Origin of the sequence: Peribacillus sp. NPDC096622, from assembly GCF_044762665.1 — a bacterium.
Taxonomy (GTDB): Bacteria; Bacillota; Bacilli; order Bacillales; family DSM-1321; genus Peribacillus; species Peribacillus frigoritolerans_B.
Genome location: NZ_JBIWES010000026.1, coordinates 1 through 13052, shown reverse-complemented (window position 1 = coordinate 13052; position 13052 = coordinate 1). Strand labels below are relative to the sequence as shown.

The 13052-nt window shown below is 38.9% G+C and carries 11 protein-coding genes and 1 riboswitch; of the genes, 1 reads left to right on the top strand and 10 read right to left on the bottom strand.

What is annotated here, in order from left to right:
• Window positions 1–19 precede the first annotated feature (19 nt).
• From ACIQYG_RS24765 to ACIQYG_RS24725, 9 genes are all read right to left on the bottom strand, one after another.
• Window positions 20–1102: a D-alanine--D-alanine ligase gene (locus ACIQYG_RS24765; RefSeq protein ID WP_402843691.1), complete on the bottom strand. Its 1083-nt coding sequence runs from the start codon at window positions 1100–1102 to the stop codon at window positions 20–22.
• Between the two features lie 226 nt (window positions 1103–1328).
• Entirely contained in the window at window positions 1329–2111 is a 783-nt protein-coding gene (locus ACIQYG_RS24760) for a hypothetical protein (protein WP_402843688.1), read from the bottom strand.
• Window positions 2112–2619: 508 nt separating this feature from the next.
• Window positions 2620–3882: a cation:dicarboxylate symporter family transporter gene (locus tag ACIQYG_RS24755; RefSeq protein WP_402843685.1), complete on the bottom strand. Its 1263-nt coding sequence runs from the start codon at window positions 3880–3882 to the stop codon at window positions 2620–2622.
• A gap of 173 nt (window positions 3883–4055) precedes the next feature.
• Window positions 4056–4203: riboswitch (cyclic di-AMP (ydaO/yuaA leader) on the bottom strand.
• 200 nt (window positions 4204–4403) lie between these two features.
• Window positions 4404–5666, bottom strand: a complete 1263-nt coding sequence (locus ACIQYG_RS24750) for an efflux RND transporter periplasmic adaptor subunit (protein ID WP_402843682.1) — start codon at window positions 5664–5666, stop codon at window positions 4404–4406.
• Between the two features lie 14 nt (window positions 5667–5680).
• Window positions 5681–6343, bottom strand: coding sequence for a hypothetical protein (locus ACIQYG_RS24745; RefSeq protein ID WP_402843679.1), 663 nt, complete (start codon window positions 6341–6343; stop codon window positions 5681–5683).
• Window positions 6344–6463: 120 nt separating this feature from the next.
• Window positions 6464–6646, bottom strand: a complete 183-nt coding sequence (locus ACIQYG_RS24740; protein ID WP_402843676.1) for a hypothetical protein — start codon at window positions 6644–6646, stop codon at window positions 6464–6466.
• Between the two features lie 345 nt (window positions 6647–6991).
• Window positions 6992–7138, bottom strand: coding sequence for a diacylglycerol kinase family protein (locus tag ACIQYG_RS24735; protein WP_402843673.1), 147 nt, complete (start codon window positions 7136–7138; stop codon window positions 6992–6994).
• Window positions 7074–7355 (bottom strand): diacylglycerol kinase family protein, encoded by a 282-nt coding sequence (locus ACIQYG_RS24730; RefSeq protein WP_402843670.1) that lies wholly within the window; start codon window positions 7353–7355, stop codon window positions 7074–7076. The genes ACIQYG_RS24735 and ACIQYG_RS24730 overlap by 65 nt, the downstream gene beginning before the upstream one ends.
• A 135-nt stretch (window positions 7356–7490) precedes the next feature.
• Window positions 7491–8369, bottom strand: coding sequence for a TetR/AcrR family transcriptional regulator (locus ACIQYG_RS24725; RefSeq protein WP_402843666.1), 879 nt, complete (start codon window positions 8367–8369; stop codon window positions 7491–7493).
• A gap of 189 nt (window positions 8370–8558) precedes the next feature.
• On the opposite strand from ACIQYG_RS24725, the gene ACIQYG_RS24720 reads away from it, so the two are divergent.
• Window positions 8559–11687, top strand: a complete 3129-nt coding sequence (locus ACIQYG_RS24720) for an efflux RND transporter permease subunit (RefSeq protein ID WP_402843663.1) — start codon at window positions 8559–8561, stop codon at window positions 11685–11687.
• A gap of 217 nt (window positions 11688–11904) precedes the next feature.
• Here ACIQYG_RS24720 and ACIQYG_RS24715 read toward each other — a convergent pair whose 3' ends face one another.
• A complete protein-coding gene (locus tag ACIQYG_RS24715) occupies window positions 11905–12744 on the bottom strand; it encodes a tyrosine-type recombinase/integrase (RefSeq protein ID WP_402843660.1) in 840 nt (279 codons plus the stop codon).
• Window positions 12745–13052: the final 308 nt, after the last annotated feature.

Sequence of the window (13052 nt, the reverse complement as noted above, 5' to 3'; positions counted from 1 at the left end):
CTGAACATTACCTGTATGATCAAACTGTATATTTGATTTGTTGTTTTTCCTGATGACGTTCCAAGGCAAGTTTCACGAGTTTTTCAATTAACGCTGGATAGTCGACACCTGTGTGCTTCCATAATAACGGAAACATGCTGAAAGGAGTAAACCCAGGCATTGTATTCACTTCATTAATATAGATCTGCCCCTCATGCGTCAAGAAGAAATCAGCGCGAACCAATCCAGAGCAATCCAATGACTTAAAGGCAGTAATGGCCATTTCGGATAAAGCTGTATACTCGCTTTCCGTTATCTCCGCCGGAATGACCATCGCTGAATTACCGTCTACATATTTTGCTGAATAATCATAGAAGGCAAAATCTTTCTTAGGTATGATTTCGCCTGCCACTGAACAAGACGGTTCATCATTACCAAGAATACCAAACTCGAGTTCACGAGCGATGACCCCTTCTTCAATGATGATCTTCCGATCGAATTGAAAAGCTTCCGCTACCGCCTTTTCCAGTTCATCAGCATCATTACATTTGCTGATACCGACACTTGAGCCTAAATTGGCAGGTTTGACAAAACAAGGGTACCCCAATTCATCCGCTACCTTTTTGATGGCACTTTCAGTATTCTTCTCCCATTCAGAACGAATGAACCAAGTGTATTTCACTTGAGGAAGTCCAGCCTGGGCAAAAATGTTTTTCATGATGACCTTATCCATTCCTGCTGAAGAAGCTAAAACGCCATTTCCTACATAAGGAAGGTTCAATAGTTCCAGCATCCCCTGTACGGTTCCATCTTCTCCATTTGGTCCGTGAAGCAATGGGAAAATTACGTCATACCCTGTTGATTCACTATTTTCATCAGTTGAATGTGCTTGCAAAGCAAGAGGCGAGCTCGACTTTTCCGGTGAAAATGTCAAAGCCTCCACATTCTCGGCAGGGCCTGTTAACTTTGGTCCATTTATCCATGAACCCTCTTTTGTTATGTAAATCGGATATATATCAAACTTTGCTAAATCGAGAGCTTTAATGACTGCTAAAGCCGTCTGCATAGAAACCTCATGCTCCGCAGATTTTCCACCATAAAGCAAACCAAGTTTAGTTTTCATGAGTTATTACCCTCCAATATTCTTTTAACCATGTTCATTGTATCACTTTACACTAAAACGGATAAAGCGAAACTTCCATCATTCGAGCTTTTCCGATTATTACCATAATGCAGAACACAGGATAAAACCTCCGCATCCTGTGCCAACTCCTATGCGTTGCCCTCTCTTATCTTTTATGCATGAGACGGTAAGTCTTACACCTAAAAAATTCAAGGATGTCAAATAATCAGGAGGATGATGCATTTTTAATAACGCTTTCCCAGACCTTTTCTTTTCGATTGAAGATAATATAGGCATCGGGCTCCTTAATATCTCTATCCGAAAAGTAATCGTGCATTTCATCCATGTTTAAATGATCCCCTACGACCCATGCCGGTATCTCAATTTTCGTTCTTGTATACTTAACATCCCGAAAGGAAAAAACGAGCCCCTCTGCCAGGATATGGGCCAAGGAAGCAATGATTTCTGCAGGAATCGCCGTAAGCTCTTTTTTCTTTCTGATTCCAAGCCACGTCCTCTCTACTTTTAACGGCTCCAGCTTAAGCGGTATCAGGCTTCCTAACATCATATAATATGTCGAAAGAGAACGAAAATAAATTTTATTGAACCAGCCATCATCCTGGGCAAGGTACACAAATTGATTATTCAATTTACGGAAAAATGGGGGATCCAAATGGGTTTTAGCGTGTCCTAAATATAAAAGCTCCGCTATTTCCCTTCCATCCAATTCATCCAGCCCTTCCTCTTCTTCAAAATCGACCCAACAGAAATCTCCATATGCCCGGACATTTTCTTTAACGAGCTTCGCAATAGCTTCAGATGAAGCGCTCTCAAGCAGGACATTCAAATTGTATTCCCCACCATCGAATTGATGCTTCAATAATAAGATCGAATCCAAGGTATATGGCAGCGATTTGACGAATTCACGAAAATTGAGTCCATTAAAAAGGACAAACCGTTCGGAAGCCTGCATATACATGTATAAGATATCATTGCTGTCATTCTTCATAACCTGACCCCCTCCGAGCTCTCAATCAATAATGTTATTTTATCAAACTTTTGGAGTTTCACGTAAGTTATATAACCCCAATATTAATCAACATCTGCATCGTATAAATAACATGAAACAAAATCCATATTAACCAATAGGAAAAAATATAGAATTGGAATAATTGATCAATATAGGTTTTATCATTAATTCATTTCATGGGGCCGCTTCCCTTTATGCTGATGATTCCCCAGCGAAATAACCGACAGTAGCTTAAATTCAACCTTATTTTAATGAAGGTATTTTCATTTTCACAACGACCGTGATAAAAACGAAAATCACCTGACCTTCTGGGAGCAAGAGGAAATAATTTGGTTTGGAGGACATGATGAAAGGCTTTATGAGTTTCGGGGTATTTTGACATGCGGAAAGATGCGTCAAGAAGGTACTTACAGCCATCAAGAAAAATAAGAAAGCGCTTTTTAATTCAAAAAAATCCAGAGTGACATTTCACTCTGGATTTTTTGTATTAAGAAACTTGTTGTTCTAGTTCTTTTTTGGAAGGAGGGTTGAATTGACCTTCCCATTTAGAGATAACGATTGCCGCAAGTGAATTACCAATAACGTTTACTACTGTACGTCCCATATCAAGAATACGGTCGATACCGGCAATAAATGCTAGACCTTCAATAGGAATACCGACAGTTCCCAATGTCGCTAAAAGAACTACGAAAGATACACCTGGTACACCCGCAATCCCCTTGGATGTGATCATTAACACTAGCATTAGCGTAATTTGCTCATACATGCTTAAATCGATTCCGTACATTTGAGCGATGAAGATAGCTGCTAACGCTTGGTATAATGTAGAACCATCAAGGTTAAATGAGTATCCAGTCGGAATAACAAATGTAGCAATATGTTTCGGACATCCCGCTTTCTCCATTTTTTCCATGATTTTCGGAAGAACCGCTTCTGAACTTGCAGTAGAGAAAGCAAGAATCAATTCTTCTTTTAGAAGTTTAATCAACGTAAAGATATTGAATCCTACAAATTTTGCAATGACACCCAGAATGACAATTACAAAGAAAATCATTGTTCCGTAAACAGAAAGCGCTAACTTTCCTAACGGAATTAAAGATTCCAAACCGAACTTGGAGATAGTCACACCAATTAGTGCAAATACACCGATAGGAGCGAATTTCATGACCATGTTAGTTAGGTAGAACATTCCTTCAGCTACACCTTGGAAGAAACGGAATACTGGTTTACCCTTTTCTCCTATGGCCGCAATACTTAGTCCAAACAACACGGAGAAGAAAATGATCGCTAGCATATCGCCTTCTACCATGGCTTTAACTGGATTGGATGGCACGATGTGTACAAGTGTATCCACGAATGATTCATGCTGCTTAGTTTCTGCTGTATCAACATATGTGGAAATATCAGTTTGTTCCAGGTTATTCATATTCACACCAGCACCAGGCTGGATGATATTCGCTGAAATTAAACCAACAGCAATCGCTATCATAGTTACGACAACAAAGTATGATAATGATTTAGCACCTAGTTTACCTACCGCTTTCAAATCACCTACACCGGCAACTGCAACGATAAGGCTGGATACGATGATCGGCACTACAATCATTTTAATCATTCGTAGGAAAATGTCTCCGAATGGCTGTAAAAAGCTTTGGGCCGACTCATTACCATAAAAAATGGCACCAACGATAATCCCTAGTATTAAACCAATGAAAATTTGGCTAGCTAAACTTAATTTGAATTTCTTCATTTACTTTCCTCACCTTCCATAAAGTCTTTGATGCAAAAACATTTTTGTCTCGGTAAGGGAAACAAGATACTAATAAAAAGAAAGTAATTTTTCTTTTTTTGAAAAACTCTGTCTTTACGCCGAAAAAAAAGACACTTCATGTGTCGATTTCTTATTGGCGTGAATATTCACACATGTTCCCTTAAAGACGCTGACGAGGTTAGCTGTCGGGTTAGGAATTGGAAACACAAATGCCCTTTCATTTCTGAATTCACCCCTAGCGGATAAAATCCACAAAAATGGGTCCCCCGTTCTTGGAATAAGATTAAGCGAGTTAACTTATAATAAAATATTATACTAAAAATGATAATCTGTAAATATTTATTCGTATCTATTCTAGAAAAAATCTTTCAATATGTCTGAATATTCTGTTTTAGAGGCTATTGTATCTATAATTACGCTTCCCGATTTTTGTCCAAATAAGTTATATTGATATATAATTTATACCTAATTTGACATCACCTCTCTTGTAAAAGGAGCAGTTATTTTTCCAGAATGCCAAGTAACAGATATCTTACTTTTTCCCTTGAGGTGAATTTTTTATAAGTTCCAGCTTTCACTTTTTCAAATTGAATCGGGGTAATAAAATAAGAATGGTTCTTCACTGCCACATTCTGCTCCAGCAGGATGACGTCACCTACAGAAGGTCCCTTTATGATTTCTTGCTTCCCTTCAGCCTTAAGCCCTTTTGTAATGTAATGTTTATCCACATGTCCTTTATTAGTCAACTTGTAAATATAAGGCTGTTTTTGGTATTGTACCGCCTCTATAGGAATGGAGGGTACACCTGCTTTCTCATTGGTTATTACAGTAAGATTCACTTTCGATCCCACCAACAAAGGTTCCGTTTCTTCGCCTTCCGGTTCGATTGAAGCTTGAAATGGAAATCTGTTATCTTTTTTTAAAGACGGCTCTTCAGCGGGATAGGAATGGATACGTCCTATCGTTCCTTTCAATGCCTTTTTTGAATCAGAGGAACTTGCTTTTATAGTCATGCCCACTTCAGCCTTTTTCATTTCCTCTTCGGAGAAATACCCTTCAATTGCCATATTTGTCGAAACAATGGATATAATGGGATTATTCAGGTTTTTATTGATATTTTTAACTACACCATCAGCCTCGCTTGTCGTCACAATCGCACTGGACTGCTCCTCAATCGAACTTAATTTAGCGTCAAGCATTCTCACTTTTTCATTCAACCTGTTTTTTTCTAGTTCCTGCTTGTACATTTCTTGCTCAATGTTACTTTTAATAAGATCTGAAGAGCTTGTCTTTATATCAATATTCAAGTTTTTTTCCACCGATTCATCAATTGCCGCTTTTTCAGTTTCACTGGTCACGGTCCCTTGATAAGACCTCAACTTCCCTATGTATTCCTCAATCCCTGCCATTTCTCCCTCAGCTGCCGTTTTCTCCGCTTCCAAATTCGCTTTAAGCGCATCAAGTTCGGTCGTCGTATATTCAAACAACGAGGAGCCAGCCGTAATTGCATCGCCTTCTTTTACAAGGAATTTCTTAAAATCATTTTTCTGGGTATCAAAATAGATATCATACTCTTCTACTGGTTTAATTACCCCATTTGTTTGGATGGTATCCGTAACTGTTTCTTTTTTTACCTTAGTCCAGTTTTCAACGAAAACAGTCCGTTCCACTTTGCTTTCTTTTTTTTCAATAAGGTATAAGTTAACGGTTATTAACACTATCGACGCAATGGAGACCGCTGCTATTTTCCATTTACCGCTCATTCATTTCACCCGCCTTATACAAATACGCCTACTTGGATGTATCCTAAAAAGGCTTTAACAAACCATGTGGCCAGATAGAATAGAACAATCATTAAAAGGATCAAATAATTATTTCGTCCTGAAAATTCCTTTAAATAAAAATATTGCAGAGCAATAATAAGAAATTGAAAAATGGTGATTTCGCTGAAAAAGTGAATGAAATAATCACTTCTGAGAAAATACTGACTGATGATTCCCAATGAAAAAGGGTTAGCATCACTGCCTATATCCATTAAAACGAATAGGGGAATCAATAATGCTTTTTCAACTAATTGCAAGCCAAAAAGAATCATTTGAACGATTACCAATTTTATATATGGGATATCAGTAACGATCCAAAAGAATAGAGCTGCTAAAAATATGTATATGGAAGGGTCGATTATTCCTGTTATTATATTGCCACTCAAAATCAGCAACTTTGCTGCTTCGAATTCATTGGCGCTCATCTTCGTGATTTCTTTGGAAAATGATTCTGAACCAATGCCAAAATATCCCCCAATGGCGAATACTATAAGACTAAGAAAATATAAAAATAATAATTTCACACCAAGCTTTGTGACTGCCTCTGCATTTTGCAGCTGATAACGACTCCGATAAGGCTCTAAAATGCCCTTTAACAATCTGACCTGGTACACCATAAGTGGTCCTCCTGCAAAAATTGATATATCATCATATATTTTATCCTATTTTGGGAACAATTGCAGAAATAAGGAATGAATATACAAAAAAAATACATAAGCCTTTCCCTTATCCCCACACTAGTTTGGTGTTAATACTGACAAATGATGGGCAAGGACTTTAATGCTCGAAGGCGTTTGTCTATAGTTCTCTCCATCCATATCCACATCAAGCGGCCTCTTGGATTCAATAGTCAAGGTACCTGCTTGGAAATAAGTCACCCCAGAGTCAGAGCTCATATTTTGAGTCCATGAACGTTTCATCGCTATTATTTCTAAAAATGCACCAAGGCTTGCATTTTAAAAAGATGGCAACGCCAAAGAGACCATCGTCTGGACTAACCATGGAAAGAGGCAATAAATTAGGACCGATAAAACAACCATTCAAGACCAAAATCATAACTGCTTCCCCTTCAATCGAATCCCCATATAATCCAGTTTATAGGAAAAGGGAGCATTCTCACCAATCGTCCTTACAGCACTTAATAAATACCCTATCTTTCCGAACCTGCTTTTTTCCTGCTCATCAATATTGTTTGATGCATCTGAAATAAGTCCAACTCCCCTCCCAAAAAATTGGAGAAATGGACATTATTGGCCTGCCCAATATCAATTGGAACGAACCTTGCCATTTACTAATGCTTGCGCAGCTTGACGAACATTTTGAGGAATTTTTAATGTCCTGGAGAAATCATTGCTGGTCCCTCCAGGTAAAATCCCAAACAACGGCCGCCTCCAAAGGGGGTGAAAGGCCATTTACAAACTCATGTACCGTTCCATCTCCTCCCAATACGAAAACTACTTCCATTTCTTCACCATATTCCCAAACAATAACGGCATGCATCGCCTTTTTGCTTTGATTGTAGAATGGGAAACTCATCAATATGTGTTGCCAATAATGGAAGACAACCCTCAAGATTCCTTTCGAGTTTATGATTTCCTGCATTTTTATTATAAAATCACCTTTTTCCATTGCAGGATTCTTACCCCCATATCATTGAAAGAATTGTCTTCTTTCCATCACTTATACTTTTTCCTTAACCCCGCTTTTGAAACTCATTAAGAATTAAATGAAAAAAGAGGCTACACGCCCCTTTCGGTAAAGCCTTCATATATCCAACAAATAATCCTTCATCATTAAGATAAGCTTTGAACACAAGGGACTCCTTTTTTCATTTTTCTCCAAAAATAACAAAAGGCTTTCCAAGATGATGGGGCTTGGCCTAACTTTTGAAAACTCCTCCTGGAGCGCCTTTAAGGCTTCCGTATTTTTACGCGTTTCCAATCCCTCTTCTTTACGTGTTTCCACTTCCAGCATCCTGACGATAATCGAATGGATTTCTTCTTTTGGGCTCATATCCCGCATCGAGCAACCTGGTAGGGGAAATTGTTTCAATAATGGATCTTCCATATTCTCCAGGCTTGCGACAATGGAATCCATCCGGTTCAATATGAAGCTAGGTAACAATTCCACATCGAAAGCATTTTGTTTCCTGATCAATATTCCGATATATCCTTTGAAAAGAGAATCTAAAATTATGGTGCAATCCGGCAGAAGATCAGATGAAAGTTCCGGGTATAACTCAATGATTTTACGCTTGAACCAACTCAAGCCCTCTTCATGGATATAATGTAAAAATCTATCTAATTCTTTGCTGATATGAACCATTTGTTCCTGCATCATCATTTGTATCAAGTTGGTATTTCCCGTCATATGCTCAATGTGAACAGTGATCTGCCTCATGAATTTGTCTTTACTGGATAATGAAGCATCCAGTTCAAGATCAAGCAATGAGTCTGTCAACGCTTCATAATAAAATTTAAAAATGGAGACTAGTAATTCCTCCTTCGATTTAAAATAATTATAAAAAGACCCTTTTGCTATCCCGCATTTTTCAGCAATTTCCTGAACGGAAGTAGCATGATAGCCTTTCTCCGCAAAAAGCTCTACAGACTTATCTATGATCATCTTATTTTTTTCTTTCATCAAATTCATCCCATCTCTTAAGATTGTTCATTGGTGACCAATGGGTCACACCTTCCAAATTCTATCCCAAAACCCTTGAAATCACAACGTTAACACTGACGATTATTATCTGTTGCAATCATAATCCACATGCTATATATTTGAGTTTGTGACCGACTAGTCACAATTATATGTATGGAGGGTACAAGCTTGAATTCAATAATTAAATTTTCATTAAAGAATAAATTGGCTATCTGGTTGCTTACCATCATCATCGTTGCAGCTGGCTTATACTCCGGTTTAAACATGAAACAAGAAACCATTCCAAGCATCTCCACTCCTTTAATAAGCATCTCCACTGTTTATCCTGGAGCTGCACCTGAAGAAGTAGCAGATAAACTCACAGACCAGATTGAGCAGAAAGTAACGAATTTGCCAGGAGTCGAATTAGTCAGTTCTTCGTCCATGGCCAATGCCTCTTCCGTCCAATTACAATATGATTATGATACGGATATGGACGACGCTGTAAAAGAAGTGAAAGAAGCTTTAGAGAAATTGGAACTGCCTGAGGGAGTGGATGACCCAAGCGTATCTAAATTAGAGTTAAACGCTTTTCCTGTCGTCGCACTCAGTGTAACAGATAAGGACTCTGATTTACCAGCTCTTACAAAAAACGTCGAAGAGGTGTTAGTGCCTAAACTTGAAGGAATTGACGGCGTGACATCCGTCTCAATTTCCGGACAACAAGTAAATGAAGGCAGCCTTGTATTCGACCAGGAAAAGATGGCTCAATACGGGCTCGATGAAGAAACCGTAAAGAAGGTTATCCAGGCCGCAAACGTCAACATGCCGCTTGGCATATATAACTTTGATGATAAAGAAAAAACAATCGTTGTAGATGGAAACATCTCCACATTAAAAGACCTGAAGAATATAAAGATACCTTTAACCGGCGGCTCTCAAACAGGAACGCCAGCACAAGCCGGACCGGAAACCAATCAATTATCTCCTGAAATGGCAACAGGTCCTGCCCAACTGCAAAATGTCAAATTATCAGACATTGCCGATGTTAAAGTCACCGGTAAGGCTGAATCGATTTCAAGAACAAACGGTAGCGAATCGATTGGGATCCAGGTTACAAGATCGCCTGATGCCGATACAGTTGCAATCGTAGACGAAGTAAACGAAGAAGTATCCAATTTCAAAGAAGATTTTAAAGGCGTAAGTGTACACACTACGCTCGATCAAGCTAAACCGATTAAAGATTCTGTTGAAACCATGATCAGCAAGGCACTCTTCGGCTGTCTGTTTGCAGTCATAGTTATCATGCTATTCCTTAGGAACTTTAAAACGACTCTCATTTCCGTCATATCGATTCCCTTATCCCTGTTAGCAGCGCTTCTGGTGCTCAAACAAATGGATATTTCTTTGAATGTCATGACACTTGGAGCCATGACCGTAGCCATCGGCCGAGTCGTCGATGACTCCATTGTCGTCATTGAAAATATTTATAGGAGAATGGCTTTAAAAGGCGAACAATTAAAAGGCGGCGAATTAATACGATCAGCCACTAAGGAAATGTTCATCCCTATCCTTTCATCGACAATCGTCACTGTAGCCGTATACCTGCCTTTAGCAAGCGTTACAGGACCTGTCGGGGAACTATTCATGCCATTCGCCTTAACAATGGTGTTTGCATTAGTCGCTTCATTAATAATCGCCATCACACTTGTTCCGGCAATGGCAGACTCTTTATTTAAAAAGGGACTACCTAAAAAAGAATTAAAATCACATGAAGAAAAACCAAGCAAACTATCAGCATTCTACCGAAAAGCACTGGATTGGTCGTTAAACCATAAGTTAATCACTTTCGGCACAGCCATTCTATTATTGGTCGGCAGCTTATTCCTAATCCCAAGCATCGGTGTCAGCTTCATGCCTGCAGATGAAGAAAAAACGATCATCGTCACTTACACTCCCGCACCTGGAGAGTTAAAAGAGGATATTGAAAAGCAAACAGAAAAAGTAGAAAAATACTTCATGGATAAAGACGATGTGAAGACCGTTCAATACACACTTGGTGAAAGCATGATGGGCGGCATGATGGGCGGATCGAGTAACTCGGCTCTCTTCTATGTACTCTATGATGAAGACACCGAAAATTTCGGGGACAAAAAAGAAACCGTCATAAAAGATTTAACTGAACTTGATTCACCTGGAACATGGAAACAACAAGAATTCACGTCAACATCAAGCAGCGAAACCACTTTATTTGTTTACGGAAATACACAAAAAGATATTGAACCGGTAATTGACGATATTCAAAATATCATGAAGAAAAATAAAGATTTAAAAGATGTTGATACAAGTCTTTCAGATGCTTATGAGCAATATACCCTAGTTGCAGACCAGGAAAAGCTAAGTGACCTTGGACTTACAGCTGCACAAATTGGCATGTCCATTGCCAATACAAATAAAGATGATGCTTTAACTACGATTAAGAAAGATGGAGAAGAAGTCAAAGTATATGTCGAGACAAAAGAAACGACATTCGAAGACAAAAAAGATCTTGAGAATACGAAAATTTCTTCTCCAATGGGAATGGAAATCCCATTGAAAGAGCTTGTGAAAATCGAAGAAGGCAAAGCTTCCGATACAATCAGCCGCCGCGATGGAAAAATTTATGCCGACGTGTCTGCAACAATCAAAACGGATGATGTGGCAGCAGTAACAGCTGAGGTACAAAAGGAAGTTGATAAATTAGACCTGCCTGCAAGCGTCACTATAGACTATGGCGGAGTAACGGAAGATATCCAGGAATCATTCACTCAACTTGGTATCGCTATGTTAGCGGCCGTTGCTATCGTATACTTTGTCCTAGTCGTTACTTTCCATGGTGGTTTAGCACCAATAGCCATTCTCTTCTCCTTACCATTTACGGTAATCGGGGCATTGGCCGGGCTATTCGTTGCAGGTGAGACCATCAGCGTTTCGGCAATGATGGGTGTCCTGATGCTGATTGGTATCGTCGTAACCAATGCCATCGTATTAGTGGACCGTGTTATCAAGAATGAAGAATCCGGGCTATCTACCAGGGAATCTTTACTCGAGGCAGGATCCACCCGTCTACGCCCAATCCTGATGACTGCCCTTGCCACAATCGGCGCTTTAATACCTCTGGCAATCGGTGCAGAAGGCAGTGGATTGATATCACAAGGTTTGGGAATTACCGTTATCGGCGGACTGGTGAGTTCAACATTGCTAACACTTGTAATAGTGCCGGTAGTATATGAAGTTATAATGAAAATAGGTAAAAAGAAGAAAAAAACAGTTAAGTAAATGAAGAAAAAGAAGAGGGGATTCCTTTTATCAGGAATCCCCTCTATTTTGATTCACAATGTATCAATATGTGCAGCCCTTTTGACTGAACTATGTTCCTTCTTCTTTTAACCTGTCCTGTCTCTTAAGACAAAATCTCCTATTCGTCATTTCAAAGGAAATTTGTTTGTTTATACAAAAAAGGGAAAGAACTCGCTTTCCCTTTAATTTCTATATCTTAGTGTTTGGTGAAAGTTTGGTCTATCGCATTTGCGAGATCCAGCGGCTTTTCTTTTAGATAACGCTTCGTTACGTTTAAATCTTTATGACCGGCAAGCTTGGATATCGTTTGTATATCTATTCCATTATCCACTAGCCTTTGACAAAAGGTATGTCGCAGTTTATGTGGATGTACATTGTATTTTTTCAATATATATTGAACTGACCTCGGAGTGATCCTTTGATTATAGCTTGAGATGAATAACGGATCTGCTTTTTCTTTTAAAGAAAAAAGATAATTTTGCACATGTTGTATAGCCGATATTGTAAGGGGGACGGATCTGTCGATTTCACCTTTTGCGTTCCTGACAAGTATATAATTTCGCTCTGTTTCCATGATGACGTCACGGCCATTTAAGTCACATAATTCGGAGACACGGATTCCTGTATGTAACAAAAGGTAGACGATGGCAATGTTCCTTAGATTTCCTTCTGCTTCTATATCTCTTAACAGGATCTGCTGTTCAGTTATGCTTAAAGTTTCAGGTACCTCAAGCTTGTGCTCCTTAACCTTACGTTCCACAGAAAGCATTACTTGCGGTTTGCCTAAAAATTTAAAGAAGACATTTAGGGCGATATAGTGTTTTTCGATCGTTCCAGGACTTTTCTTGCAATTTTCTAAATAATCAAGATAACCCTGAACATCTTCAGAATGGATCTCCATCAATATCTTTTGTGTCTGGTCACAAAACTGTGAAAGGACACCAGTATACGTTTTGATCGTATTGGCTGATTTGCCCTGGTCTCTCAACCATTCAGCAAACGAAAAAATCATTTCATCTTTAGCAGAGGTATCCATCGGCTATTCCCCCAATGACAGTTTCAGAACTACGTTAAGTTTAACATATATCCCTACAGAAACGAAGAATTCTGTCCCTTTGTCTTAAACAGATATGGATAATACAGATAGCTTTAGAAATTCAGATGCATTTATAGTATGTCCTACCATTCATACTGCATATAACTTTCTTTAACAGGTTTAAATAATAGGTACTGAAGGAATAACGACCTCAAAAAAGACCAGCCGGATGGCTGATCTTTTTAAATGGCTTGGCGGCGTCCTACTCTCACAGGGGGAAACCCCCAACTACCATCGGCGCTGAAGAG